Annotated in this window: 21 protein-coding genes and 1 pseudogene; 8 read left to right on the top strand and 14 right to left on the bottom strand. The window is 58.3% G+C overall.

Going from position 1 to position 25,977, the window contains the following annotated elements; translation table 11 throughout:
* Nucleotides 1-48 precede the first annotated feature (48 nt).
* A complete protein-coding gene (gene ppgK, locus ACTG2G_RS15555; RefSeq protein ID WP_139444119.1) occupies nt 49-789 on the top strand; it encodes a polyphosphate--glucose phosphotransferase in 741 nt (246 codons plus the stop codon).
* Nucleotides 790-894: 105 nt separating this feature from the next.
* On the opposite strand, the gene ACTG2G_RS15550 is transcribed toward ppgK, so the two are convergent.
* Nucleotides 895-1,350 (bottom strand): hypothetical protein, encoded by a 456-nt coding sequence (locus ACTG2G_RS15550; RefSeq protein WP_439985598.1) that lies wholly within the window; start codon nt 1,348-1,350, stop codon nt 895-897.
* 505 nt (nt 1,351-1,855) lie between these two features.
* Between ACTG2G_RS15550 and metN the strand changes: the two genes are divergently transcribed.
* The 4 genes from metN (at nt 1,856) to rfaH (ending at nt 4,956) form a co-directional block, all read left to right on the top strand.
* Nucleotides 1,856-2,899, top strand: coding sequence for a methionine ABC transporter ATP-binding protein MetN (gene metN, locus ACTG2G_RS15545; protein ID WP_439985597.1), 1,044 nt, complete (start codon nt 1,856-1,858; stop codon nt 2,897-2,899).
* Nucleotides 2,880-3,533, top strand: a complete 654-nt coding sequence (locus ACTG2G_RS15540; protein WP_005339070.1) for a methionine ABC transporter permease — start codon at nt 2,880-2,882, stop codon at nt 3,531-3,533. The genes metN and ACTG2G_RS15540 overlap by 20 nt, the downstream gene beginning before the upstream one ends.
* A gap of 25 nt (nt 3,534-3,558) precedes the next feature.
* On the top strand, nt 3,559-4,359 hold the full coding sequence (gene metQ / locus ACTG2G_RS15535; RefSeq protein ID WP_005339072.1) for a methionine ABC transporter substrate-binding lipoprotein MetQ: 801 nt from the start codon (nt 3,559-3,561) through the stop codon (nt 4,357-4,359).
* 96 nt (nt 4,360-4,455) lie between these two features.
* The gene (rfaH, locus tag ACTG2G_RS15530; protein WP_005339074.1) at nt 4,456-4,956 is read left to right on the top strand and encodes a transcription/translation regulatory transformer protein RfaH; all 501 of its coding nucleotides are present in this window, start codon (nt 4,456-4,458) and stop codon (nt 4,954-4,956) included.
* Nucleotides 4,957-5,015: 59 nt separating this feature from the next.
* On the opposite strand, the gene ACTG2G_RS15525 is transcribed toward rfaH, so the two are convergent.
* The 6 genes from ACTG2G_RS15525 to arcB all read right to left on the bottom strand — a co-directional run bounded on the left by ACTG2G_RS15525 (nt 5,016) and on the right by arcB (nt 16,936).
* Entirely contained in the window at nt 5,016-6,992 is a 1,977-nt protein-coding gene (locus ACTG2G_RS15525; RefSeq protein ID WP_274160138.1) for a HAMP domain-containing methyl-accepting chemotaxis protein, read from the bottom strand.
* 39 nt (nt 6,993-7,031) lie between these two features.
* Nucleotides 7,032-8,243 (bottom strand): EAL domain-containing response regulator, encoded by a 1,212-nt coding sequence (locus ACTG2G_RS15520; protein WP_274160137.1) that lies wholly within the window; start codon nt 8,241-8,243, stop codon nt 7,032-7,034.
* A complete protein-coding gene (locus ACTG2G_RS15515; RefSeq protein WP_439985596.1) occupies nt 8,224-12,465 on the bottom strand; it encodes an ATP-binding protein in 4,242 nt (1,413 codons plus the stop codon). Before ACTG2G_RS15515 ends, ACTG2G_RS15520 begins: the two co-directional genes overlap by 20 nt.
* A gap of 223 nt (nt 12,466-12,688) precedes the next feature.
* On the bottom strand, nt 12,689-12,892 hold the full coding sequence (locus tag ACTG2G_RS15510; protein WP_005349248.1) for a hypothetical protein: 204 nt from the start codon (nt 12,890-12,892) through the stop codon (nt 12,689-12,691).
* A gap of 315 nt (nt 12,893-13,207) precedes the next feature.
* Nucleotides 13,208-14,572, bottom strand: a complete 1,365-nt coding sequence (gene dgt, locus ACTG2G_RS15505) for a dGTPase (RefSeq protein ID WP_101531534.1) — start codon at nt 14,570-14,572, stop codon at nt 13,208-13,210.
* 51 nt (nt 14,573-14,623) lie between these two features.
* Nucleotides 14,624-16,936: an aerobic respiration two-component sensor histidine kinase ArcB gene (gene arcB / locus ACTG2G_RS15500; protein WP_101531533.1), complete on the bottom strand. Its 2,313-nt coding sequence runs from the start codon at nt 16,934-16,936 to the stop codon at nt 14,624-14,626.
* A gap of 206 nt (nt 16,937-17,142) precedes the next feature.
* On the opposite strand from arcB, the gene ACTG2G_RS15495 reads away from it, so the two are divergent.
* A complete protein-coding gene (locus ACTG2G_RS15495; protein ID WP_439985595.1) occupies nt 17,143-18,129 on the top strand; it encodes a DUF2860 family protein in 987 nt (328 codons plus the stop codon).
* Between the two features lie 67 nt (nt 18,130-18,196).
* On the opposite strand, the gene ACTG2G_RS15490 is transcribed toward ACTG2G_RS15495, so the two are convergent.
* The 4 genes and pseudogenes from ACTG2G_RS15490 to ACTG2G_RS15475 all read right to left on the bottom strand — a co-directional run bounded on the left by ACTG2G_RS15490 (nt 18,197) and on the right by ACTG2G_RS15475 (nt 21,116).
* Entirely contained in the window at nt 18,197-18,895 is a 699-nt protein-coding gene (locus ACTG2G_RS15490; protein WP_021231953.1) for a DUF3334 family protein, read from the bottom strand.
* An 89-nt stretch (nt 18,896-18,984) separates the two neighbouring features.
* Nucleotides 18,985-19,431 (bottom strand): HIT domain-containing protein, encoded by a 447-nt coding sequence (locus ACTG2G_RS15485; protein ID WP_101531531.1) that lies wholly within the window; start codon nt 19,429-19,431, stop codon nt 18,985-18,987.
* Nucleotides 19,432-19,504: 73 nt separating this feature from the next.
* Nucleotides 19,505-20,145: pseudogene (locus tag ACTG2G_RS15480) on the bottom strand (DUF2057 domain-containing protein).
* Nucleotides 20,146-20,216: 71 nt separating this feature from the next.
* The gene (locus ACTG2G_RS15475) at nt 20,217-21,116 is read right to left on the bottom strand and encodes a LysR family transcriptional regulator (protein WP_439985904.1); all 900 of its coding nucleotides are present in this window, start codon (nt 21,114-21,116) and stop codon (nt 20,217-20,219) included.
* Nucleotides 21,117-21,213: 97 nt separating this feature from the next.
* Between ACTG2G_RS15475 and ACTG2G_RS15470 the strand changes: the two genes are divergently transcribed.
* Entirely contained in the window at nt 21,214-21,816 is a 603-nt protein-coding gene (locus ACTG2G_RS15470) for a short chain dehydrogenase (protein ID WP_021231956.1), read from the top strand.
* 127 nt (nt 21,817-21,943) lie between these two features.
* On the opposite strand, the gene ACTG2G_RS15465 is transcribed toward ACTG2G_RS15470, so the two are convergent.
* The 3 genes from ACTG2G_RS15465 to dapA form a co-directional block, all read right to left on the bottom strand.
* Nucleotides 21,944-23,047, bottom strand: a complete 1,104-nt coding sequence (locus ACTG2G_RS15465) for a phosphoribosylaminoimidazolesuccinocarboxamide synthase (protein ID WP_040065098.1) — start codon at nt 23,045-23,047, stop codon at nt 21,944-21,946.
* A 167-nt stretch (nt 23,048-23,214) separates the two neighbouring features.
* Nucleotides 23,215-24,342: an outer membrane protein assembly factor BamC gene (gene bamC / locus ACTG2G_RS15460; RefSeq protein ID WP_439985594.1), complete on the bottom strand. Its 1,128-nt coding sequence runs from the start codon at nt 24,340-24,342 to the stop codon at nt 23,215-23,217.
* Nucleotides 24,335-25,222, bottom strand: coding sequence for a 4-hydroxy-tetrahydrodipicolinate synthase (dapA, locus tag ACTG2G_RS15455; protein WP_429205179.1), 888 nt, complete (start codon nt 25,220-25,222; stop codon nt 24,335-24,337). Before dapA ends, bamC begins: the two co-directional genes overlap by 8 nt.
* Nucleotides 25,223-25,427: 205 nt before the next feature.
* Here dapA and ACTG2G_RS15450 point away from each other — a divergent pair, with 205 nt between their 5' ends.
* Complete coding sequence (locus ACTG2G_RS15450; RefSeq protein ID WP_005349229.1) at nt 25,428-25,961, top strand: glycine cleavage system protein R; 534 nt, start codon at nt 25,428-25,430, stop codon at nt 25,959-25,961.
* The last annotated feature ends 16 nt before the right edge of the window (nt 25,962-25,977 follow it).

Below are 25,977 nucleotides of genomic sequence, written 5' to 3'. Positions count from 1 at the left end.
ACAGCGTGGTCACTGCAAACTGCTCGGCACACAACAAGGACAACACAGATGCATATGTTGGGAGTGGATATTGGAGGCTCGGGGATCAAGGGCTGTCTGGTCGATACCAAAACCGGCGAGTTGATTGGCGAGCGCCATCGTATTGCCACACCGCAACCGGCCACCCCGGCCGCCATCGCCCATACCCTCAAGGCGCTGGTCGAACACTTCGACTGGAAAGGGCCGGTGGGCTGTGGCTTTCCCGCCACCATCCACAACGGGGTTGCCAAGAGTGCCGCCAACATCGACAAGAGCTGGATCGAAACCGATGCCGAGCATCTGTTTGCCGATGTCACCGGCAAGCCCTGCTATGTGCTGAACGATGCCGATGCCGCCGGTCTGGCCGAGATGCGCTTTGGCGCCGGCAAGGATCGCAAGGGGGTCATCATCCTCATCACGGTCGGCACCGGCATCGGCACCGCCATCTTCGTCAACGGCCATCTGCTGCCCAACACCGAGCTGGGCCATCTGATGCTGGAAGGAATGGTCGCCGAGCACTACTGCTCCGATGCGGCGCGCAAACGGGAAGATCTCTCCTGGAACCGCTGGGGCAAGCGCTTCAACAAGTATCTGGCCCGCCTCGAGTTTCTCTTCTCCCCTGATATGTTCATTCTGGGGGGCGGCAGCGCAGCCAAGCTGGAAAAATTTGTCGATCGCATCGAGACCCGGGCGCCGCTTATTCCGGCGGCCAGCCTCAATCAGGCGGGCATTATCGGGGCCGCCCTCTACGCGGCCGAGCAGCAGGGCTGACCGACGCTCACTGCAGATCAGCAGATATCCAATGGAAAGGGCTCGGCACTGCTGCCGGGCCCTTTTGTTTTGCGGCCATCTTGCGTGTTTGGCGCTGATCACCCGTTACATGTCGTCGAGTCGATGCACCCCGTGCACCAGCCGAGTCAGGCGGGTCTGCTCCAGCCCGGCCAGATTCTCGAGCAAAGCGGTGGTGGCCGGTGTCGGGCACTCCCGGGCCAGATGGCTCAACTCACCGACCAGCTGCTCTTCCCAGCGGCATACCTCAGTAACGATATCCTGGGTCTGGACTGATGCCGGCAGCTCGAAGCGGGTAATGGCAGGCAGCATATCCTCGCTGAAACTCTGGTTCAGCCAGGTCTCCCTGACCGCCTCTCCCAGCTGAGCAGCATATTCATGCAGATGGGCACTGGCCGCATCCTCACGCCCTTGCAGATAGACCAGCAACATCCGGCTGCGTTCGCTGTCCACCTGACTGGTCAAACGTCCGTAACAGAGTCCGAGCTGGTGATGAACCTGCTCAAGATAGTGCAGCAACTCTTTGATCTGTTGGAATCTCATCGCACTGCCCTCCATGCTTGTCGACGTCATTAGTATAAAAAACCGGCGCCACCGACCCAATCCCTATCCGAGCCCCCCTTGCGCTGCATCAAGGTTGACGCCGACAAAGTGACGGTCAGGTGATCCGGTCGCGAATAGGGAACGATTTGTGCAGCAATTTGTGTAACGATGGAGGAGCATTAAGCTAGACAGCAGATGTGAACAGAAACGGGCTGGCACACTAATAAAACCAGCATTTACCCGATATAAACCATCTTTAATTCGGTTGTCTGCCGCAGGGACGAAACAGGATCTGGCAGAGCAACAATACCATTCTGATCGTTATCCGCCTGACAGAAATCCTTATCACTTTTTTAGACGTCTAGACGTAAAAACATGCGTTGACATGGCCATCCAGACATCTTAGCATCATCCTCCATGATGACAGAGTAACCCAGTGGAACCTCTGCCCAATTTCCCCGCCTGTAGCGCCCTGTGCTTTAAGGCTGTTAGCACGGAAGAATCCATGATTAAGTTGATCGGTCTCAACAAAGTCTACGGTACAGGCAGTGACGCCGTGCACGCCCTGCGTGATGTGAGTCTGCATGTACCCCAAGGCAAAATTTTCGGGGTGATCGGTGCCTCCGGTGCCGGCAAGAGTACCCTCATTCGTTGTGTCAACCTGCTGGAGCGCCCGACAGAGGGCCAGGTGATTGTCGATGGCCAGGATCTGGTCGCCCTGAGCGAACGGGATCTGACCCAGGCTCGCCGCCAGATCGGGATGATTTTCCAGCACTTCAACCTGCTTGCCTCCCGCACGGTGTTTGCCAACATCGCCTTTCCACTGGAGCTGGCAGGCTGGAGCAAAGAGAAGATCCAGCAACGGGTTGCCGAGCTGCTGGCGCTGGTCGGGCTGGAAGCCCGTGCCCAGGCCTATCCGTCCGAGCTTTCCGGCGGTCAGAAACAGCGCGTCGCCATTGCCCGCGCACTGGCACCGGGCCCCAAGGTACTGCTTTGTGACGAGGCCACCTCGGCCCTCGACCCGCAAACCACCCGCTCGATCCTGACCCTGCTCAAGGAGATCAACGTCAAGCTGGGGCTCACCATCCTGCTCATCACCCACGAGATGGATGTGGTGAAGGGGATCTGTGACGAAGTGGCCATCATCAGCGACGGCCGTCTGATCGAACAGGGCGAAGTGGCCTGGTTCTTCAGCAATGCCAAGACCCAGCTGGCTCGTGACTTCATCCACTCCACCATCCATCTGGAGGTACCGCAGGAGTATCAGGATCGGATGAGTGCGGAGCGGGTGCCGGGCAGCTACCCACTGGTGAAGCTCGGCTTTACCGGCAGCACGGTCGATACACCGCTGATCTCCGAGGCGAGCCGCCGTTTCAATATCGACATCAGCATTCTGAGCGCAGACATCGAATACGCCGGTGGCGTCAAGTTCGGTTTCCTGCTGGCCGAGCTGTTCGGGGATGAAGCCCAGTGCGAGGCGACCCAGCAGTTTCTCATCGACAACCACATTCAGCTGGAGGTAATGGGTTATGTCCGAAGCCATGATTAATCTGCTCATCACGGCCCTGGGCGACACCCTGATCATGGTGTTTGCCTCCGCCCTGTTCGGCTGCCTGCTGGGTCTGCCGCTCGGCGTGGCACTGCACGTGACCAAGGCGGGCCAGATCCTGGCCAACCCCTTGCTCAACCGTACTCTGGGTATGGTGGTCAACGTGGGTCGCTCGGTGCCCTTTATCATCCTGCTGGTCGCCATCATTCCGCTAACCCGGCTGATTGTCGGCACCAGTATCGGCACCATCGCCGCCATCGTGCCGCTGACTGTCGGCTGCATCCCTTTCATCGCCCGTCTGGTGGAAGGGGCCCTGATGGAAGTGCCGGACGGCCTGCTGGAAGCGGCCAAGGCGATGGGCGCCAAGCCGCTGCAAATAATCACCAAGGTGCTGCTGCCCGAGGCTCTGCCCGGCATCCTCAACAGCGTCACCATTACCCTCGTCACTCTGGTGAACTACTCGGCCATGGCCGGGGCCATCGGTGGCGGTGGTCTGGGGGATGTGGGTATTCGTTATGGTTATCAGCGCTTTGACCCGACCGTCATGCTGGTGACCGTGGTTATCCTGGTAGTACTGGTTCAACTTATCCAGAGCGCGGGTGAGCGCCTGGTCAACAAATGTGATCATCGTTAATCGTCGATTTCTGACAGGAGGTTTTATGAAATTTGGCATCAAATCCGTTGCGGCTGCCCTGCTGGCTGGTCTGGTTCTGGCCGGTTGCGGTCAAAAAGAAGAGAGCAAGGTTCTGAAAGTGGGCGCTATTGCCGGCCCCGAGACCGAGCTGGTTGAAGTGGCTGCCAAGGTCGCCAAAGAGAAATACGGTCTGACAGTCGAGGTGGTCAACTTCTCCGACTATGTCACCCCGAACGTGGCGCTGAACGATGGCAGCATCGACGTCAACGCCTTCCAGCACAAACCCTATCTGGATGCGCAGGTGCGTGATCGCGGCTTCAAGCTGGTGCCGGTTGGCAACACCTTCGTCTACCCGATCGCCGGTTACTCCAAAAAGATCAAGGCGCTGAGCGAGCTGCAAGATGGCGCCCAGATCGCGGTACCGAACGATCCGACCAACCTGGGTCGCTCGCTGATCCTGCTGGCCAAACAGGGTCTGATCACCCTGAAGGATGGCGCCGGTCTGGAAGCGACCGTGTTGGATATCGCCAGCAACCCGCGCAACTTCAAGATTGTGGAACTGGAAGCAGCACAGCTGCCCCGTTCGCTGGAAGATGTGGATCTCGCTATCATCAACAACACCTTCGCCGGCCAGATTGGTCTGACCCCGACTGAAAACGGCCTGTTTGTTGAGGACAAAGAGTCCCCGTACGTCAACCTGATCGTCGCCCGCGACAACAACAAGGATGACGAGAAGGTCAAACAGTTCGTACAAGCTTTCCAGACCGATGATGTCTACAAGAAAGGTCTCGAGCTGTTCAAAGGCGGCCTGGTAAAAGGTTGGTAATTGCTCACTCGGCAAAAAAGGCCACGCAATGCGTGGCCTTTTTTATTGGCGCCGCTATCATATCCGCGAGCACGGCAACACGAACATACTCATAACATGAAAAAATGGTATCTGGCCTACTGCAAGCCAAAAGAAGAGGCCCGCGCCCGCGCCCACCTCGATGCCCAGGGTATCGAATCCTATTACCCCATGGTGGAGATCGAGAAGCTGCGCCGGGGCAAGCGAGTTCCGGTACGGGAACCCATGTTCCCCAACTACCTGTTTATCTTTGTCGATTTGGAAGAGGTGACACCGGTCACCCTGAAATCGACCCGCGGCATCAGCCGGATCATCCACTTTGGCAGTGAATGGACCCCCATCAGCAGCAAGCTGGTCTATCAGCTGATGAGCCGCGATGACAGCGACGAGGCGAGAGCCAGCTACGCCAGCCTGCCCTGCTCGGGCGACAAGGTGCTGATTGAAGAGGGGCCGTTGGCAGGCTTCGAAGCCATCTATATGGAGCCGGATGGAGAGAAACGGGCGATTTTGCTGGTCAGCCTGCTCAACCGGGAGACCACCAGCAGCTTCGACAACCACACCTTCAGACGTCTGGACTAAACCCACGGGCCAGATGGCCCGGTGCATGGCAATAGCAATGGCGGGATGCTCCCGCCATCTCACGCATCAAGATCAAAGCGGGCGATGACCGCCTTCAACTTGCCGGTATCGCCAGCCAGTCTGGCTACGATCTCCTCCCCCTGCTGACTACGCTGACAAGATTGCCGACTGAGCGCAGCAATGTCATCGACCGTCCCGGATACCTCGGCGGCCACCCGCGACTGCTGCTCGGTTGCCACCGAAATGGCCTCCAGCTGGCCCGACAGCGACTGTACCAGCTGGTTCATGGCACTCAGGGTATCTGTCACCAATCCGACTGCATCCCGCCCTTGCTCTACCAACCGGGTACCGCTGCTGACGGTACTCACCGTCTGGCGAGTCTGCTGGGAGATGGCCGCAATGGTCTGGCTGATCTCGGCGGTGGATTGATGGGTGCGGGTCGCCAGCTGGCGTACCTCATCGGCTACCACCGCAAAACCGCGCCCCTGCTCGCCTGCCCGCGCCGCTTCTATCGCCGCATTGAGTGCCAGCAGATTGGTCTGCTCCGCAATGGTGGCGATTACCTCGGTGATCTGCCCCACTTGTTCACTCTGATGCTCCAGCAGCCCCATGGCTTCGTTGGCCTGTCCAATCATGGCGGCAATCTGCTGCATGGTATCGCTCATTCGTGCCAGCGCGGCCTCTCCCTGACGGGTCTGCTGCCGCACCTGATGGGCACCATCCGCCACACCGGCAATGTTACCAGCCACATCACGGGCGCTAACCGACATCTGATCGATAGCCGCCGCCACCGCATCGACCCGCTGATCCTGCTCCGTCAGATCCGCCACTATGGCTCTGGTGGTGCTGCCCACATCGAGACAGGCCACCTCGACCTGCCCCACAGCCCCCTGCAACTCCCCGACCAGATGATGTAACTGGGCAGACATCCGGTTGATGGAACCAGTCAATTCTCCCAACTCATCCTGCCCTGTGATTGGCAAGGGCTCGGCCGCCAGCCGACCATCTGCAACCTGCCCCGCCCGGTTCACCAGACAGGCAATGTCACGGGTCAGACGGCGACTAAAGAACCAGGCGACCAGCATGCCAAGCACGATGGCGCTGCCGGTAGCCAACAGCAGAGTCTGGTTGATGGCCCTCCCGGCTCCGGTCATCTGCGCCGAAATCTGATCCACCTCGGCACGGGTTTTCCCCACCTGCTGGACCAGCTGCTCGCTGAGGCTGGACTGCATCGGCTCGATGTCGGTGGCCATCAGGTAGTTTGCCTGATCCCAATCCGGTGCCTGGCGCTTCTCGATCACCTGTCCCACCAGCTCGGAGAAGGGGGTCGCCATCTCTTCAAACAGCTGCCAGAGGCTCTGCTGGGTGTCGGTAAAGAGCGCGGCTTGCTGTTTAACCTCAGCCACCCGCTGCTGATGAAACTGGTAGTAATCCTGATACTTGCTGCGGTATTCGGGGTCGCCTGAGATGAGAAAATCCCGCAGGGCTGAGAGGGCGTTGGCGAGGCTGTTGTAGGCATCCCCCACCTGTTTGAGCAGCATGCGGCGATCGCCGGAGAGTTGATCCTGCGGAGTGCCAACTTCTTCATTGGCAAAGGATTGCAACTGATCGAGCGCCGCCTCCGCCAGCGGACCCGCCTCCTGCAGCATCAGGGTGTGAGCGGGCAGATTCTCTTCACTCTGGGCTATGGTCCACACCTTCTCCTGATGGCTTTTGAAGGTCTCGAGAGACTTGGCGAGCGCCGGACTGAAGGCCTGATGGGCAATGGCCTGCCAGGCCGACTCCCACTCCTGCTTGAGGCGGGAGGCCTGAGCCGGATCCTTGCCGAGGATAAGATAGCCACGCAAGGCGGAAACGGTGGCAACCAGCGCCTTCTGGCTCGTTTCATCCCGCTGCAGGGCGGGCAGCGCCTGCTCCAGCAGGGTGTGTTGGGCCTGATTGATCTGGGTCAGCCGGTAATAGACCAGCGTGGAGGAGAGCAGGATCAGCAGGTTGATAAAACCGAAGCTGAGCAGCAACTTGCTTGAGATTTTCATGAACATCCTTGTTCAAACGGAGGGATCCAGCCAACAGAATCAGATAGATATCAGTGTAGGCAATCTATCTTGCCAAGTCCGGTGCCAATTAGCCAATTCACTGCGCGGCATCGGGCGGGCAGAGAAAAATCCCTGACAGAGGTCGCAACCGAGTTGGGCCAGCACTCGCCAGGTCGCCTCATCCTCTACCCCTTCCGCCACCGACTTCAGCCCCAGCTTGCGGGCCAACTCGATACTGGACTCGATGATAGCCAAACGTGACGGATCGGCATGGCAGCGATCGACAAAGGAGCGATCCAGTTTGAGTTCGGTGAACGGCAACAGTGCCAGCTGCTGCATCGAGGAGTAGCCGGTACCAAAATCATCGATGGAGAGACCAAAGCCATGCATCCTTAGCCGGGTCAGCACCTCCAGAGACTTGCCCAGATCCTGCACGAATGCGCTCTCAGTCACCTCGAGGGTGATGAGCTCAGGATTGATACTCCAGCGCTTGCACTGATCAATCAATAAGTTGCAAAGATCCCCTTCAATGAGTGAGGTGGTGGAGAGGTTCATCGACAGATTGAGTGACAACCCGGTTTCCTCCCATAAATGGCCATCACTCAGAGATTTGCTGATGATCACCTCGGTCAACGGATCGATAAGTCCGTTGCTCTCCGCCAGTGAAATAAAACGCCCGGGCGGGATCAGGCCAAACTCGGGGTGTTGCCAGCGGGCCAACGCCTCCATCCCGACCCACTCGCCGGATGCAAAACTCACCTTGGGCTGATACCAGGGCAGCAGTTGAGCTTGCTCGATCGCCCGACGCAACTCATCGACTCCTATTCTGTGCCCCTCTTCTTCTCTGACTGGTTCCTGCCGGGGTGACCAAGCCTGGATAAGCCGCTGGAGCTGCTGCGGCGTTGAGGGTTTCTCTATGCGACCGAGCACCTGCAAGCCATAAGCGGTACTCATACGCAATACGGCTTCCACCACATCCCCCTCAAGCGCGCTGGAGAGGATAATGCCGCCCTGAAAACCACCCAGCGACAGGCGGCGCAACAGCGCCATACCATCCATTCCGGGCATTCGCAGATCGCAAAACAGGATATCGACGTTGTGTTGCTGGCTAAGCGCCAACGCCTCGACACCATCAACCGCTTCCAGCAGATTCTGGTAACCCAGGCTGCGGATCTGGTGCAGCAGCGCCTTGCGCTGAAATCCATGGTCTTCCACGACCATGATGACCAACTCATGTTGTGCTTTTTTCATCGAGCCATAATCCAATGTCGTGGGCAATCGCCGTCATCAGCCTCTGCACTGTGCTGACCAGATCGTCGAGTTCGTCGAGCCGCTTCAATCGCGCTGCCGATTCCAGCATGGCGGCCTGACTGGCAAGCTCCTCCAACCCGACCATTCGGGCAGCCCCCTTGATCCGGTGGGCTGTCTCGACCAAGGCGCTGGCATCATGACAAATCAGTGCTGCCATCATGGCCTCGCCATCCTGCCGATTGGAATCGAGATACTCCACCGCCATGGCTCGCGCAGTCAGCTCGTCACCAAACAGCGCCAACCAGCGCTCAGCCTGCATGCCTGTAGCCCCAACAACGGGCGCAACCGCGCTTCTGGTTGGCGTCTTCTCTGCCAGCCAATGGGCCAGCATCTGGCGCAAGATATCCAGCGGGTAGGGCTTCAGTAACATGTCACTCATGCCTGCCTCTACCATACGAGCACTCGCCTCTTCCGACGTATCTGCCGTTACCCCTATGATGGGGGCCGTCACTCCCGCAGCCCGCAGCGCCTTGGTCAGGGCATAACCATCCATCACCGGCATATGACAATCAGTCAACAGCAGGGAGAATTGCTGTCCCTGCCAGGCCCGCAGAGCCTTCTCGCCATCTTCCACAACCTGAGCCTCGATACCAAGAATGGCCAACTGCCGTGCCAGCAAGGCACGATTGACCGGATGATCATCAGCCACCAATACTTTGCCACCCAGCTTCTCTGCAAGCGCAGGGAGGATCGGTGTGACCCGCTCCTGTAGCAATTCGTGGCAGCTCTCCAGCAGAAGATCCGGATAGAGAGGAGATAGACCCAGGCGCCACCATTTCTGTTCACCAATCCGACCCCGTAACGCCTCATCGGGTGACGCTATGATCCCCTTCAGCGCAGAGTGTTGCAGCCAGCTTTGCCATTCCCCTCCCAGCGCTTGCTCAAGCCACCGTTGATCGGCCAACAGCAACCCTTCCAGTGAGCGACTGAGCTCATTGGCCCCCAAGTACCTGAGCTTGGCCCCCTGCCGTACCATGGCCGCTTCGAGGTTGGTGTCATCGCTGAAAAACCACCATTCTGTGTCAGCCAGAGCAGGGGGATCCCACTGCGGATTGGTTAGCGGCACGGTAAAGCGGAAGCAGGAGCCCTCTCCTGCCTTACTGGTCAGTGTCAGTGCCCCCCCCATTTTGCATACCAGCTGCTCACAGATTGCCAACCCCAAGCCGGTGCCACCAAAACGACGGTTGATATCTGACTCCACCTGCTCAAAAGGCGTGAACAGCAGCGCCTGCTTCTCTTCGGCAATCCCGATACCGGTGTCACTGACACTGATGGTCAGTTGCTCACTCAGATAGCTGACCCGGATAGTAATACCCCCTTGTTCGGTAAACTTCACCGCATTGTTGAGCAGGTTGGAGATGACCTGACCAATACGCACCCCATCGATGTCGGCCCAATCCGGCACATGATGCTCCCACTCCAGCACCACGTGGAGCCCCTTGTTATGAGCCAGTGTCGCATGGCCACGAATGGCATCGCAGATCACCGTTTGCAACCGGCTGCTCTGGTAATTCAACTGCAACTGACCCGCTTCTATCTTGGAGAAATCGAGGATGTCATTGACCAGATAGAGCAGGTTGTTGGTCGAGGTGACCACATTGCGCACCATAAAACGCTGGTCGTCGTTGAGCTCGCTCATTTGCAGCAATTCGAGCATGCCATGCATGCCTGAAATGGGTGTTCGTAGTTCATGGCTCATAGTTGCCAAAAAGCGACTGCGAGCCTGCATCGCCTGCTCGGCATAGGCGCGAGCTTCGCGCAGCTCGTATTCCTGTTGCTTGAGGGCCGTAATATCCTGAATGACCCCATTGAGGATCAGTGCCTGCTGCTCCTGTCTGACAAAGTTGCCACGCACTTGCAGATAACGATCTCCATCAGGCCGCTCCACCTTGACCTCCAGATCGAGGGGAGCCAGAGTCTCGGCATGATTGGCCACCTTGCTGACAAAATCCTGCAGCGCCTCTTCGGTAAAGCCGAACACCTCACCACCCGATTCGGCATTGAACAGATCCTGCCGGGAAGCCCCGAGGATCTCGCTGGCACCCTGAGAGGCATACAAAAACCGCCCCTTGCCGGGTCCTTGCCACAAATACTGATAGACCACCCCAGGCATGCTGTCGGTAATCTGGGTAAGGCGATTTTCAGCCTGACGGGCGCGCTCCTCCGCCTCTTTGATCCGGCTGACATCGGTCAGTACTGTCAACACCCCCAGCATGTTGCCATCCGGATCTCTATAGGGACGTTTGGCATAGATAACATGGCAGGGCGTGCCATCTGCTCGCAGATTACTGCCTGCCCCCTCCAGATCCTGTCCGGTCTGCCACACCCTGCGCTCTTCTTCCAGCACACTGTTTCTGAGTGTCTCTGGCATGTTTTGCAGCTCCTCACTGCTACTGCCAGCACCGAGGAAAGCATCGCGATAGGCCTGATTGCACAAGGTGATCCGCTGCTCGCTATCACGTAGCGCCACCATGGTTGGCAGTGAGTTGAGCAAGGTCTGCACAAACAGCAACTGTTCGTTCAGCTTGTCCTCTGCGATTTTGCGCTGCGCAATCTGGCGACGCAAACTGCGAGCCCAGAACATCACCAGCAAACCGCTGACGAGCAAGGCGCCCCCCCCTATGGCCAACCATTTGTAAATCAGGGTGTAATCAGACTCGATATTGACCGACACATTGAGCCAGCGTCGTTCCAGCAGTTGCCACTCCTCATCCGTGATGGTCAGCAACAACTTGTCCATGATGTGGAGCAACTCGGGCTGAGCATTATCGACGGCCATACTGATGGGTACGGAAAATTCGGGGGAGCTCAGCACTACCTGATACTTATCATTGAACCCCTTCATCGCCTGCTGTCCCAGATTGGTCATGGTCAACAGCACATATTCGGCTCGCCCAGTATCAAGCAAGGTCAGTAAATCGGCATCTTTGCCTACTTCGATAATATTGGCGCCCAGCGCGTGAATGAGAGAGGCTTCGTAAGAGCCCGTCACACCACCAATCAGACGCCCTTTCAGTTCGACCAACGACTTCAGCGGGCGAGCACCGTGTCTGGCTACGACATAGCTGTCGAACTTCAGATAGGAGGAGGTAAAAGAGGCAAAGGACTGACGATCCTTGAGCGGTGTCATCAAGGGAATAAGGTCCACTTTGTGCTCTTTCAGCAGTTTAAGTGACTCCTGCCAGGTATTTGTCGACACCAGCTCAAAGCGGATCCCGGAGCGCAGACTCAATAATTTCATCAGGTCTGCCGTATAGCCATGCAATTCACCTTCGTCATCGATTTCGCTGATGCCGGCAAATCCGGGGGCAACGGCGAACTTGATCACCTTGTTTCTCTGCTTCAGCCAACTAGCCTCATCAGGTTCCAGCAACAGACCAGCGTTGGCGCGTTCATCTTTCTGATGCAACCGTAATCGTGAGTCTGCAACGGGTATCCGTTGATATGCATGCCAAAGCTTCTGGCTCAGCTCTGGCTGGCGGGAGCTGGTCGCCATCGTCAGCGTGCTGCCAGAAAGCCACCCAGGAGCGACAACCCCCATTGATGCTGGCATTCTCTCCATCTTGAGGGAAACAATGGGTTCCAAATCAAGATATGCATCGACAGCGCCCAGCTTGACCATATAGGTCGCCTCAGTACGGCTCTCCAGCTCAGTTACATCAGAGATCCCCAAACGAGCCAATTCATTACAACTGCCAAAACCACGAATACAGACCCAGCGTAACTTGCGCGCCTGCTCCAGGGTCAATCGCTGATCCGGGGTATGCATTAAAATGGAGCGAGCATAAGAACCGATACTGCCAATAGGGTTTATCCCCTTCAATTCAAGAGCATTACGTTCGACCCCGATTAATGCATCGATCTGGCCGCCTTGGAGAGCAATCTGGGCATCCACGTAGGAGTTGTAGGGGATATAACGCAATGACACGCCCATTTCGGCTGCAATGCGCGAGGCTAGCTCCTTGAGCGGACCGGCATAACGCTGGTTGGGGAGTTGATAGATGAAAGGGAGATAGCCGCCACGGGGAACCCCGATCAGCAGCTCCTTTTGTGCAGTAATTTCGTTACTTGTGCTCTCATCTTGCGGCTGGGGAGCCGCAACAGCCAACATGCCTGAAAACAACAGCAAAATGGGAAGAAAAAGCTGACGAAGGAGTGGCATAAGGTCTTGTCCTGATGAGTAAAACAGATAGGGCTGCCACCTCTAATCTTGCAGATCCTGACGACGCAAGGCGAGAAAACAATCGCAGCTGTTACAAAGAGGGCGGAGAGGATAATACTGAGTCACCAACATGTGAACCTGGAATCAACCATAAGATGGGAAAATGGCAGGCATGCAGCCTGCCATTTCACTAGCGAGGGGGATCTTATTCTCCCCCTCGCGATCAGGTTATTCGATTCCCGAGGCGGAAGCCGGTTTGATACTCCCGCTCGCGAACGAGGGCGATTTGACCCTGATATCCTTCCAGCCCGATATCCCTGAGCAGGGCGGGCGACAGATTGACCTGCACGAGACGACGCTCGACCCGGGCAATCCTTCTCTGGACCAGGGATTCAACACTGCGCAGTAAAACCAGTTCGATAGACATGACATTCTCCAGTTGAACATGCGGTTCTCCCGGAGAAAGTGGATATCACCCTGCGGGACGAACCGCGGGTGATAAAAAGACAGGGGTTACCTGTTTACGCCACGCGGTAAAAGAGCACGAGATTTCACGCCGCACGCAGTGCCGCGAGAGAATGCAATATTAAGCATCAGATGTTGCATATTCGTCTCCTTACCGGATAAAAGTTGAACAGGTTGCAGAAGTCTAAAAAATATCCGAATTTAAAACAAGCCTCTTGCGACTCCTTTTTAAACGTTTTTACGGCATTTTATGCTGCCCGACAGGGAGCTTGGGGCATCAGATCCCCGAGAGTAGCCGGTACTCTTCCAGTACATAGGTATCCGTCATGCCGCTGACATAATCGAGCAGCAGCCGCACCCGGTAATACCACTCCAGCTCGTTCTGGCAGGCAAAGCGCGGATCCGGGGTGGCGATCGCCAATCGATAGGCCTTGAGATGGCGGGCCGAGAGACGGTGATAGAGGCGGCGCGCAAAGAAAAGCGTCTGACTCCCCTCCCCGGCCAGCAGACGGGCAAACTGTGGCGCTGGCAGCGACAACAGGCAGGCATAACTGGTCAGCACCCCGCGCAGCGCCGCATACCCCTCCAGCTCAAGCGCTTCCACCTCGGGGCGCATAAAGACCAGCTCACGGGCCACCCGCTTGAGGATATCGAGCACCCGCGCCGCCGGCGCCTGGCCATGCAGCAGCGCTTGCGGATAGGAGCCCTGCAAAATGGCCTGATGTTCGCTGACATAGCTCTGCGCCGCCAGCGCCACCAGATCCCGGGTCAGTTGCTGGCGAAAATGGGGGAAAAAGCCCCGACCAGAAGCCAGCGCCTCATCCAGCAAGGTGCCCATGTAGTCACTCTGGTCAGCGGCCCGCAGTGCCGCCAGCAGTTCACTCTTAGTCAGGATCCGCCGATCTACCGCATCTTCCAGATCGGCGATGCAGTAGGAGATGTCATCGGCCGCCTCCATGATGTAGACCAACGGATGACGGCAGCCCGGGGCCAATCCCAGGCTCTGACCGAGGGCGCGGTAGAGCGGCTGCTCACTGAAGAAGATGCCCCGCTTGCTGCTCCAGCCATGATGCTGACCATAGCTCACGCCGGGCTGGGGCTGCTGCGGGTATTTGCAGAGCGCCGCCAGTTGTCCGAGTGTCAGGTTGAGCTCGTGCAAGCTGTGCACCAGCCGCAGACTCTGGGCGTTGCCATCAAACAGTTGCAGATCCTGACGCAATTCAGCCCACTGGGCCGAGGGGGGCTGCGCCAGCGCCTGCTGATAGAGGGGAGCGAGCATCTCGCCGAGCCACTGGCTCATCACCTGCTCGCCAAAGTGGCCAAACGGCGGGTTGCCCACGTCATGGAGCAGGCAGGACATCTCCACCAGATTGATAAAGGCTCCCTCGCAGACCGTGCCTGCTGGCAAGGCAGCCAGAATGCGGCGGCTGATCTGGCGACCGGTCTCCTGCACCTCCAGCGAGTGGGTGAGGCGACTGCGCACCGAGGCCTTCACATCGAGCGGAAAGACCTGAGTCTTCTGCTGCAACCGGCGCACCGGTGCGGCCTGCACGATACGGGCGCGATCCTGCTCGGTCGCCTCCAGCAGATCCTCGTCCCCCCAGGGGTGGATGCGCGCGGGGGTAATCAAACGGCTATACATCTCGCAGCTCCTTGCCAGCAACTTCCATCAGACTCAAGACAACCTCCAGCATCAAGACAGCAACCAGCGCCGCAGACGGGCGATATCGCCGGGATATTCGCGGCGCAGCGTCTCAATCCAGTCTTCCACGTTTTCCCACCAGGCGGGGTGATCCGGGCTCTGGATCAGCTGAGCCGTCTGCTGCAAACGGCGCAGGCCAATGGAGCCTGCCGCCCCTTTTATCTTGTGCGCCTCTTCCACCACCCCAGCTTGATCCTTGGCAATCATGTTGGAGTCGAGCACTGCCATGTAGTCCGGCATCATCTTCTCGAACAGATCGACGCTGGAGAGCAGCACCGGCTTGCCCACGGTATCGGCGTAATCGGTGAGGAAGGGGATATCCAGCAGGGCATCCTGATTGCCCGCATCAGCCTGCTCGTCCGCTTCATCCTCGGCCAGATCGGCAAACAGGTGACCAATCACCTCCCGCACCGCTTTGGAGCCAAGCGGCTTGTTGATCACATCCTGCATGCCGTGATCCCGGTAGTACTGGCGATCGCCGGTGGAGTTGGCGGTGAGCGCCACCATGGGTGGCAGGCTGTCGCCATAACGCTCCAGCAGGGTTTTCGCCACATCGAAGCCGGTCATGTCCGGCAGCTGGATATCGAGCAAAATGAGGTCGAAATCATCCGGGTTGGCCATCGCCAACGCCTGGGTGCCGTCCCGTGCCACCTGCACCTGATGACCCAGCTTGCCCAGCAGGGCGCAGGCCACCGTCACGTTAAGCTCCACATCCTCCACCAGCAGGATATCGAGGGGGGGCATCTCCTCCTCCTGCTCTGGCAACACAGGCTCGGCGCAAGCTACCTCCAGCTCGGCGGTGAAGCAGGAACCTTCGCCCGGATCGCTGTCCACATAGAGCTGCCCGCCCATCGCCTGAACCAGCTGACGGGAGACCGCGAGGCCAATGCCGGTGCCGGTGGCGTGCTTCTTGCCCTGCACCTGATAGTACATGGCGAAGATCTTCTCCTGCTGGGCGCGCGGGATACCGATACCGGTATCCTCCACCTCGAAGTGCAGGGCCAGCTTGCCCGGCTCATCGGCGGGATGGGAGAGACAACGCACGGTGACGCCCCCCTCATCGGTAAACTTGACCGCATTGCCCACCAGATTCCACAGCACCTGACGCAGGCGGGTACCGTCAGCCATCACGAATTGCGGCATGTCGCCATCGCGATCGAAATGGAGATAGAGCCCCTTCTGCTCCGCCTGAATGCGCGACAGGGTCTCCAGCTCATCGAGGAAGGCGGGCAGATCGATGCGGGTCGGCGCAATTTCGAGGCGACGGCGATCCAGTTTGTCCAAGTCGATGATGTCGTTGAAGATATTGCCAAGGGTCACCGCACTCAGGTGAATGGTCTTGAGCTGCTGATGCTGCTTGGGATCGAGGGGGGTATCCATCAGCATCCGGCTTAAGCCCACGATGCCGTTGAGCGGAGTACGCAGCTCGTGGCTGATGGTGGAGATGAAGGTGGTCTTGTCGCGGCTCGCCTTCTCCAGCTTGTCCTGATACTGCTTGCGCTCGGTGATATCGCGGCCAAAACCGAGCAAGCCGAGTCGCTTGCCGAAGCGGTCGAAGAAGGGCACCTTGCGCAGCTCGAAGTAGGCCTTGCGGCCATCGGGATACTCCAGCCACTGCTCGTAGGTGAGCGGCTCGTTGCTGGCAAAAACCTGCTTGTCGGTCTCCACCACCTTGTTGGCGATCTCCTGCTTGTAGACATCGAACGGGGTCAGACCGATCAGCTCGGCCTCCACCTTGCCGGTCAGCTCCTCCATGGCGCGGTTGCAACCGGAGAACTGCTCATCCTCGTTGCGGTAGTAGACCAGATCTGGGGAGCAGTCGATAAAGGAGCGCAGCAGGGCAGTACGCTCCCCCAGATGAAGCTGGGCTTTCTCTCGCTGGAACACCTCATTCTCGAGATCCTCGATGGCCTGCAGACGCAGGCTCTCGGCCCGGTTGGTCTCGGCAATCTGGGCGTTGAGGCGGCTGATGTTCTCCTGCAGCTGGGTATTGAGCTCCAGATCCCGCTCGCGCATATCTTGCAGCTTGCGCACCATCCTGCTCAGTCGCTGACGGGAATCCTCCAGCTGATCCACCACGATGGAGAGAAAATAGACCGCCCAGGGGGTCACCAGCAGGCCAAAAAACACCGAGCGAACGAAGTCGATCACATCGATATTGCCGCGCAGGAACAGGGTCACCCCCATCTGGATCGCGACCGCCAGCACGATAATGCCCGCCGCCAGGAACATGCTAAAGCGCACCAGTCCCAGCTTGGTCATCAGATCGACATAATATTGCGCCCAGGATTTAATCTGTTTCATCTTATTGTTTTCCCCCGATATTCGCGGTACAGAATACCAGCACAACCGAGTGAACTCTTCTTAATCTCGCACAATTAATTAACGATTCGCCGAATGAAATGAGTGGGTTAGGATAATTGGCAATATTGAGTCAGTTGCCATTAAGGTTTTTTCTTTATACTCACCGGCCGAAAAAATTCACCACCATTTAATTTAGGAGTTATCCGATGCGCAATACCACCTTGCTGGGCCTGGGCCTGCTGGTCGCAAATAGTGCTTATGCTGATTTGGGTGAAATTCCCAAGGAGTCTGGCTGGTCCGGTTTCCTGCTTGGCGGGGTCAACGTCATCAATTACGAATCCAACTTTTACAGCGGTGACGACGAAAATCGTCGACTGAGCGGACTGGGCAGTGCAGAGAGCAGCTCCGCCGTCGCCCCGCTGCTCAACGCAGATATCCGTTACACCTTTGCCGATACCCGCACCCAGGTCTTCCTCGGTAACCTGATCCAGGATGCCATCCGTTTCGACTTCACCCAGCAGCTCGGTATCCGTCAGGAAATGAGCGACAAGGGCATCGTAGCTGGCTCCGTGGTCTTTAATGCGATGCCGACCGAGCAGTGGAGCGATCCCTTCGCCGTAGGCGTTGATCGCCAGTCGACCGATATCAAGTCAAAAGGGGTTCGCTTCGCCTGGGACAGCATCTGGGGTAGCAACTTCAATGGCAGCCTGACCACCCGCAACATCGAGGTGGATGAGGAGCGCAGCGGCAGCCAGTACGGCGCCGATACTGCCGCCAAGCTGGATCGCAACGGCAAGATCCACGCCCTCGACCTCTCCTACAAATGGCAGCTGGCACCCGGTCAGATGCTGGAGCCAGCCTTTATCTACCGCCAAGCCGATCTGGATGGCAGCGCCCAAAGCTACAAGAGCAACGGCCTGCAGTTGACCTACGGCATGCGAGCTTCCCAGTGGTCTTTCGTCAGCAACGCCTATCTGGGCCAGGCCAAATATGATGAGGCCAACCCCATCTTTGGCCAAAACGCCGACTCCGACGAGTTTGCCCTGACCGGTACCTTCTTCTGGCACCGCCTATTCGGTATCGCGCCGCTCTCCGCAACCTTTACCGCTGGCTATGCCAAGTCCGATTCCGACATCAACTTCTACGATTCTGAATCCGTGATGTTCAACACCGGCCTGCTCTACAACTTCTAACGACAGTTGTGCGCACCGATACAACAAGGCCACCCGAAGGTGGCCTTGTTGCTATCCGGCATTTGCCTCAAATACCCAGAGAGTCGAGTAGATCGTCGTGATCGTTGGCGACCGGGGCCGCAGCCTGAACCGGCTTGGCGGCATCCTGCTTGGCCTGGGCGATCAGGGCATCGGGATCCAGCTCCTCGTGCTCCATCCCCTCATTGTGGATACGGATGAACTCGGTTTTGTCCATCGCCAGCTCCAGATAGAAGATGTTGTTGCGGGCAGTGAAGAAGGTGACGCGGCGGGACTCCGGGCTGTCGAGATTGGTATCGACACTCAGCATCACCTGCTTGTTGAGGGCCAGCATCTTCGGCTGGTTTTGGGTGATGTGGGTCTGCAGATCCCGGCCCACCTTGACGGTGAAGCTGCCGACGATCTGGTTCATCAGCTCGCCCATCACGTTGCTCACCTCATCAGAGGTGTGGGAGATGGCGAGATCCTCCTTGGAGAGCCCCATGCTCAGCATGTAGCTCTCGTACAGCTCCATGGCGGCGGCGGCGGAGAAGTTGATCACCACCAGACCGGAAAAACCGCCATCGAACAGCACGAAACAACCGATATCCGGCTTGAGGCAGGTCTTGCTGATCCGCTGCACCATGCCGGAAAACCGCACCTGACTCATGGTCGCGGCACTCAAAACGTCCGTCACCGAGTTGCACAGGCTGAGCAGCACATCCTCTGTGGTCAATACGGCATCGTCATCGGATCTTGTCACTATCATGGGACCTTCCTGAACATCGAAAATGGGCTTATCTATACCATAACTCTAACAGATGGCGCGGCCCGGAGACTGAAATAGCGACACGCCTCTCAGTTGACTCCGTTATCAGCAGCCACTGGGGTGAAACAGCTCAGCTTGGCGAGCCGGGCACGCCATATATCGGCCTGCTGGACCAAAACTTGTGGCTCATAAGGCACGACCGGATGAGCCCCCCAGATGGGGCCGGGCCAGGCGCGATCCGTCGCAAAGCGGGCAACATGGTGAAGGTGGAGTTGCGGCACCAGATTGCCCAGCGCCCCTATGTTGATCTTGTCCGGGCTGAGGGCCTGTTCCATCAGGTTGGCGACAGCGCAGGACTCCTGCATCAGCTGTTGCTGCTGCTCCGGCGCCAGATGGTGAATTTCCCGCAGGTTGGCTACTCGCGGTACCAGAATGAGCCAGGGATACTGGCTGTCTTTGGCCAGCAAGACACGGCAGAGGGGCAGATCCCCGAGCCACCGGGTATCTGCCTGCAGGCGTGAATGCAATTCAAACATGAAAACCTCGTTGAGTACGATGAACAGAGCGCCTGAAAAAGGAGTGTCCACGTTACTGCAACGGGCAGAAAACTTAAAGCTGTGGGACGGCCCAACCGATAAAGCGCTTGCGCAGGGCAGGATCGGCTTGGAGGAACAGCTGCTGCAACTGCCCTTCCAGCTCGCTGGCGGCCACAACGGGTTGAGCCCCACCGGATAGCGTAGCCGTTGGTTGTGTAGTCACAGCGACGGCCGTCAGCGCCGCCTTGCCGCCGCTGCGGTTGTATTCAGCCAGTTTGCCGTTCCAATCCACCCCAAGCAGCATGCCGCTGGTCACCAGCGCATCCTGCTGGATAGCAAGCACGTGGCCATTCTCCTGCAACGCCACCACAGGAGCCTTGGCATACGCCTGCATCCCCCGCTCGTCTCCCGGCACGCTGGCCGTCAGCTGCAAATGCTGATTGCTGCCCTGATAGCGCACCACCTGCGGCTCGGAGCGTACCTGCCGATCATTCTCGCTGCTGCTGCGACTGGGGATCACCCCCTCGAAGCGCACCAGCAGTTGCTGCTCGCCATCCGCCAGGGTGGCATGCTGCTCATCCTGCAAGGTGCCGTTGCTCACCGCGAGGATGCGGAAATTCTCCGCACCTTCACTTCCACCATGGCCTGTACACTGCCGGCCCCCAAGACTGCACAGAGCAGCACAAAACCGGTCAACCCTCTATTACTCTTCATTCCCGCTGATCTTCCTGATGCCGATGATAGGCGCAGGGTAGCAGCCGAAGATGACAGAAAAATAACGCCGCTCAGAACAGGTAGTGGGGCCGCTCGGCAAACCACTGGGCCAGCACCTGCTTGAACAGCCGGATCTTGCGCGGCACCCGCCGCTGCTGGGCATGCAGCACATGAAGCTGATGCAGCCCGCTCTGCCACTCGTCGAGCACGGTCACCAGCTCCCCCGCCGTCAGCAGCGACTCCACCAGCATCAGCGGGCACTTGGCATAGCCCATACCGGCACGCGCCAATTGCAGCACGGTACTGTAATGGTTGGCCCGCACCTTGCCCTGCACCAGAATGTGGGCCTCTTCACCCTCACGGATAAAGTGCCACTGCTCCCAGGCCGGATTGTGCCCCTGCAACAGGCAGCTGCGCCCGCTCAGCTCATAGGGAGTGGCAGGACGCCCCTCTCGCGCCACCAGTGCGGGGCTCGCCACCACCACATCCTTAAGTCGGCCAAGAGGAAGTGCGACCAGATTGTCCGGCACCTCGTTCATGGCGCGCAGGGCGATGTCGTTCTCCCCCTGACTCATGTCGACCATCTGGTTGGTGAAGTTGAGTTCCACTTCAACTCCCGGGCAGAGCGCGGCAAAGCTGGTCAGCAGCTCGCTCACCATCCGATCGCCGGTGCTGACCGGGCAGGTAAAACGCAGCCGACCGCCATCCTCTTCGGTCAGCGCCTGAATATCCTGCTCCGCTTGCCGCGCCAGCGCGAAGATCTCCCCCGCCTGCTGGTAGAGGGTCTTGCCCGCCTCGGTCAGGCTGAGGCGGCGGGTGGTGCGCTGCAACAGTTGCGCATTGAGGGAGGCCTCCAGCGCGCTGACGTGGCGGCTCAGCATCCCCTTGCTCACTCCCAGCGTATCGGCAGCGGCCGAGAAACTGCCGCGCAGCACCACCTCATAAAAGCTGGCCAGATGGGCGATATCCATCATTAGCTCCAATATGGAAACAATTGGTTTATTGTACGCGCTTTTTCGCATTTTCTGTTGCGCTAGAATCAACACATCCCAACCAGGAGTGATGCAGATGAAAATTGTGATTGTGGGTGCCTCCGGCACCGTCGGCTCCGCGGTCAGTGAACTGCTTGCCAAAGATCATCAGGTGATCCGGGTCGGCCACAGTCGTGGCGATGCCACGGTCGACATGCGCGATCCCGCCTCCATCAAGGCGCTGTTTGCCCAAGTAGGCCAGTTTGATGCGCTGGTGGTGGCCAGCGGCAGCGTGGCCTTCAACGGCCTGACCGAGATGACCGACGAGCAGTGGCAGGTGGGACTGGAGAGCAAGCTGATGGGCCAGATCAACCTGACCCGAGCCGCAATTCCCTATCTGACTGACAAGGGTTCCATCACTTTGATCAGCGGTATTCTGAGCGAGGAGCCGATCAACTGGGGCGTGAGCGCCAGCACAGTCAACGGCGCCATCGATCACTTTGTGAAAGCGGCCGCCTGCGAGCTGCCAAGGGGCCTGCGCATCAACGTGGTGAGCCCTACCGTGCTGGCGGAGTCGATGGACAAATACGCCGACTTCTTCCCGGGGTTCGTGCCGGTGCCCGCCGCCAAGGTGGCGCAGGCTTACAAGAAGTCGGTGCTGGGCATCCAGACAGGTCAGGTGTTCAGGGTCAACGGCTGATCGCCGCTCGCTTGCCGCCAGACCAGCAATAAAAACGGGCCCCATAGCGGGGCCCGTCTGTTTCTCTGCCTCTCTCCATCGCCACCGGCAAACGTTTGTTTTTAGGCAACAAAAAAGAGCGCAACCCTTAGTCGATCAGACCGTACTGATCGCGCAGCACCTCGATGATCTCCTGCTTGGGATTGGCAGAACGCGCCAGCTTGTGGCCGATGATCTTCTCGGCGATCCCGACGTAGGTGTTGGAGATATCCATCATCACTTCGGTCGGCAGCTTGTTGTCGCGGGCCAGGGCAAAACGTTCCGGCATGCGATTCTTGTTGAGCAGGATGTCCGGATCCGGGAAGTGGTTGAGCAGCCACTGACGGAAACCCTCTTTGGACTTCTCGACGATCTGGCCGTCGCGCAGGGCCGCGCCATCCCAGATACGGGAGCTGTCGGGGGTGCCCACTTCGTCCATGTAGATCAGCTTCTCGTTGCCGGCGGCATCGTGGACGTAACCAAACTCGAACTTGGTATCGACGAAGATCTGATCCAGCCCGGCCAGCGCGTCGCTGATGACGTTGAAGCCCTCTTTGAGCAGCACTTCGTAGCGGTCGATGTCGGCCGGTTTGCTGAAGTTGAAGCCTTTATAGTGGCGCTCGATATCGGCACGGGAGACGTTGACATCATCGGCTTCCGGCACGCCATCCAGCCCTTTCAGCACGCCCTTGGTGGACGGAGTGATGAGGATCTCCGGCAGCTTCTGATCCTTTTTGAGCCCTTCCGGCAGGGTGATGCCGCAGAACTCGCGCTCGCCATCCTTGTAGGCACGCCACATGGAGCCGGTGATGTATTGGCGGGCAATCGCCTCGATCATCACCGGACGGGCTTTTTGCACGATCCAGACGAAGGGGTGCGGAATATCCAGAATGTGGCTGTCGGCCAGTCCCTTCTCCTTGAACAGCTTGAACCAGTGGCTGGAGATGGCGTTGAGCGCCGCCCCTTTGCCCGGTACGCCGTTCAGGCCATCCACACCTTGCCAGATGCAATCGAAGGCCGAGATGCGATCGCTGATCACCATGAGGGCGAGGGGCGCATCGGCCGGCACATCATAGCCTTTCTCTTTTATGAGCCGGGCACTGTCTTCGGGGGTCAACCAGTAGACGCTGCGCACTTTGCCGGAATGGACAGGTTTATCGGTACGGATCGGCAAATCGTCATTCACCGCCAATACTTGATCTGCAAGACTCATGGCTAATAACACTTCCTGTTTGTGGGGGGTAAACATCGCGAGTTACTCACCTGCGCGCTCTGTTTGCAACGGGCTGGCAAGGGGGCTCGCATCATCGAAAACCACTCTGAATCCCCGCGTTTTCAGGGGGATTTTGATAACAAAACAGGGGCACAAGGCCCCTGTATTTATTCTGCTTTTGCTGCTGCCTGATCGGCCAGCCCCTTGGCGAACGCCTCGGACAGGCTGATATACATCTGGGAGATAACCCCGGACGATACCGGCTTCTTGTCCTTGTCGAACAGGGTAATGGAGGTCTTGCCTCCCGCCATTTCGCCAAGCTGGAAGCGGTATTTCTCCTCCTCCAGTTTGAACGGCTCGCTCCCTTTCGCCTTCCAGAACTCGGCACTCGGCTCTTCGTACTCGACGTCGATCCAGCCCAGAGACTGCTGGGTATCCTTGATGGTGAAACCGTAAGCGGGCAGTACCTGGTTGAGGCGACGCCACACCTGATCAAAGGAGCCTTCGGCAATCCAGGCGCTCAGTTCGTTGTTGTCCAGACCCAGTTGCAGACCCATGCCATCGTTGGACTTGTGCTGCTCGCGGGCTTTCAGCTGGCTGTCGTAATAGAGCGAGAACTGGTTCAGCACTCGCGCGGCATAGCGCTGGGCATCGGCAGGGGTCAGCTTGTTGCTGGTCTCGCCGTCGATGGTCTCTTCGTGATCCAGCACCCGGACCGACATGTTGACGGCGTGGCGCTGGGCATCGTTGCGTACGGTGAACTGGTAACGCTGACGGATTTTGAAGTCTTCGTCATCTTCACCCCAGCCATCGAGAGCGACCGTGTTGTCAAACCAGCCGGTCTGCAATACGCCATCCTGCTGATCCAGCTTCTCGGTGGAGACCTTGTATTTGGCCAGGAAGTTCATCAGGAACGACCAGGTATCGCGCTCCACGCTCTGGCTGGTGCTCAGGGCATAGAAGGCAACGGTCGGTTCGGTTGCGCTCTGCACCACCTGACTGCCCGGTACCACGGTCAGCAGTTGAGCGGGAGGGCGCACATCAACCTGGGCGCCGAGGGCACCTTCACGGCTGCTCTCGGGAAGCGGCGGGATATCGTACTGGCTGTTGAAGGTGGGGGCACTCAATCCTGCGGGGATCAAGAACGCGCGGCCCTCGAGGCGGGCATCTTCATAACCGAAGTCGCGGTTGGCCATTTTGCGATCCTGGGGGGTGCTGCAACCGGCCAATACGGCCACAGTCGCAACGCTCAGCACCAGACGGGCTCTATTTCCCTTTCCATTAGATTTAAACACTCGCCATCAACTCCGCTGTGGTCAGTGCTCGCGCCATCAGCTGTTCGCCCTCGGGGGTGAGGTCAACCAGCGGCAGGCGCAAGGTGGCTGTTGCAATCAACCCCAGTTGGGCACAGGCCCATTTCACCGGGGTGGGGCTCGGTTCGCAGAACAGAGTCTTGTGCAACGGCATCAAGAGATTGTTGATGTCATGCGCCTGCCCGGCATCACCGGCCAGCGCAGCACGACACATGTCGGCCATCTGGGCCGCTGCAATATTGGTGGTGACAGAAATCACGCCATCACCACCTTGCAGCATAAAATCACAACCAGTGGCATCGTCGCCACTGTAGAGAGCAAACTCCGGCCCGCACAGCTCGCGCAGCAGCGGGGTGCGGTTCAAATCGCCGGTTGCCTCTTTCAAACCGATAATGCCGGGAACCTTGGCCAGACGGGCCACCGTCTCCGGTTTGAGATCGCAACAGGTGCGACCGGGCACATTATAAAGAATTTGGGGCAGACCACTAGCCTCGGCGATCGCACAATAGTGGCGATAGAGACCTTCCTGAGTAGGCTTGTTGTAGTAAGGAGTCACCGAGAGGCCCGCCACCACGCCGGTTTTGGCCAGTCGCTTTGCCAATTCAATGGCATGGGCGGTATTGTTGGAGCCGCAACCGGCGATGACGGGAATGCGTCCGGCGGCATACTCAACGGTCTTTTCAACGACGGCGATATGCTCCTGCTCGCTCAGGGTCACCGATTCCCCTGTGGTACCCACCGCAACAATGGCGCTGGTCCCGGCGCTGACATGATAGTCGACCAGTTTGGCCAGACTGGCCCAATCGACTTCACCTGAAGCCAGCATGGGGGTAACGAGCGCAACAATACTACCGCGTAACATGGACTTTTCTCCCGATTTTCAGGGGCGTAATGGTAAAGCTGACCCCTTTGAAAAACAAGGGAGAGAGGGGGCAAGCCGTGATACCATCCGGAACAAAAAGCAATGGACGAAAGTCGGCAGCGTCCCTCAGGGAGTGGTCATCAGGGCCGGAGGGTTGGCTTGCCAGCGCGGCTTTCGCAACGAAATAACGGACGAGAGAAGATTTATGACTCACTACCTGGTCGTAACGGCCATCGGCACGGACAGGCCTGGCATCGTCAATGAAGTGACCCGCCACGTCAGTGGCTGTGGTTGCAACATTGTGGACAGCCGCCTTGGCATCTTCGGCAATGAATTTACCTTTATCATGCTGCTCTCGGGCGACTGGAACAGCATGATGCAACTCGAAATCAGCCTGCCCCTGCGTAGCCAGGAGTGGGATCTCATCACCATGATGAAACGCACCGAACGCCACCAGTCCCTGCAGTATGACGTCCGCGCCAGTGCCGACCTGTTGATCCGCGACGAGCCCGGCATCGTAAGCCAGTGCACCCAGTTCTTCAGCGAACATGGCTGGAACATTCAGGCGATGCAATCCATGACCCTGGAGCAGCAGCCGTTCAACCTGCTGAAGATCAGTTTTCAGCTCAATCTGGCCAGAGAGGGTGAAGTGGAAGGTTCGCAAACCGCCTTCGCCGAATTCTGTCGTCAACTGGGTGCCGAATCGTTCGAGTTTATCGTCAATCGCAAACACGCCTGAGGGCGTTTTACCCGAG

This window comes from Aeromonas sp. 55A, from assembly GCF_051919665.1.
GTDB classification, from domain to species: Bacteria; Pseudomonadota; Gammaproteobacteria; order Enterobacterales; family Aeromonadaceae; genus Aeromonas; species Aeromonas veronii.
This window is presented reverse-complemented; position numbering and strand designations above follow the sequence as displayed.

Coding starts and splice junctions, on each gene's coding strand:
- ppgK (WP_139444119.1), top strand. CDS start 49: ATGCATATGTTGGGAGTGGATATTGGAGGCTCGGGGATCAAGGGCTGT.
- ACTG2G_RS15550 (WP_439985598.1), bottom strand. CDS start 1,350: ATGAGATTCCAACAGATCAAAGAGTTGCTGCACTATCTTGAGCAGGTT.
- metN (WP_439985597.1), top strand. CDS start 1,856: ATGATTAAGTTGATCGGTCTCAACAAAGTCTACGGTACAGGCAGTGAC.
- ACTG2G_RS15540 (WP_005339070.1), top strand. CDS start 2,880: ATGTCCGAAGCCATGATTAATCTGCTCATCACGGCCCTGGGCGACACC.
- metQ (WP_005339072.1), top strand. CDS start 3,559: ATGAAATTTGGCATCAAATCCGTTGCGGCTGCCCTGCTGGCTGGTCTG.
- rfaH (WP_005339074.1), top strand. CDS start 4,456: ATGAAAAAATGGTATCTGGCCTACTGCAAGCCAAAAGAAGAGGCCCGC.
- ACTG2G_RS15525 (WP_274160138.1), bottom strand. CDS start 6,992: ATGAAAATCTCAAGCAAGTTGCTGCTCAGCTTCGGTTTTATCAACCTG.
- ACTG2G_RS15520 (WP_274160137.1), bottom strand. CDS start 8,243: ATGAAAAAAGCACAACATGAGTTGGTCATCATGGTCGTGGAAGACCAT.
- ACTG2G_RS15515 (WP_439985596.1), bottom strand. CDS start 12,465: ATGCCACTCCTTCGTCAGCTTTTTCTTCCCATTTTGCTGTTGTTTTCA.
- ACTG2G_RS15510 (WP_005349248.1), bottom strand. CDS start 12,892: ATGTCTATCGAACTGGTTTTACTGCGCAGTGTTGAATCCCTGGTCCAG.
- dgt (WP_101531534.1), bottom strand. CDS start 14,572: ATGTATAGCCGTTTGATTACCCCCGCGCGCATCCACCCCTGGGGGGAC.
- arcB (WP_101531533.1), bottom strand. CDS start 16,936: ATGAAACAGATTAAATCCTGGGCGCAATATTATGTCGATCTGATGACC.
- ACTG2G_RS15495 (WP_439985595.1), top strand. CDS start 17,143: ATGCGCAATACCACCTTGCTGGGCCTGGGCCTGCTGGTCGCAAATAGT.
- ACTG2G_RS15490 (WP_021231953.1), bottom strand. CDS start 18,895: ATGATAGTGACAAGATCCGATGACGATGCCGTATTGACCACAGAGGAT.
- ACTG2G_RS15485 (WP_101531531.1), bottom strand. CDS start 19,431: ATGTTTGAATTGCATTCACGCCTGCAGGCAGATACCCGGTGGCTCGGG.
- ACTG2G_RS15475 (WP_439985904.1), bottom strand. CDS start 21,116: ATGGATATCGCCCATCTGGCCAGCTTTTATGAGGTGGTGCTGCGCGGC.
- ACTG2G_RS15470 (WP_021231956.1), top strand. CDS start 21,214: ATGAAAATTGTGATTGTGGGTGCCTCCGGCACCGTCGGCTCCGCGGTC.
- ACTG2G_RS15465 (WP_040065098.1), bottom strand. CDS start 23,047: ATGAGTCTTGCAGATCAAGTATTGGCGGTGAATGACGATTTGCCGATC.
- dapA (WP_429205179.1), bottom strand. CDS start 25,222: ATGTTACGCGGTAGTATTGTTGCGCTCGTTACCCCCATGCTGGCTTCA.
- ACTG2G_RS15450 (WP_005349229.1), top strand. CDS start 25,428: ATGACTCACTACCTGGTCGTAACGGCCATCGGCACGGACAGGCCTGGC.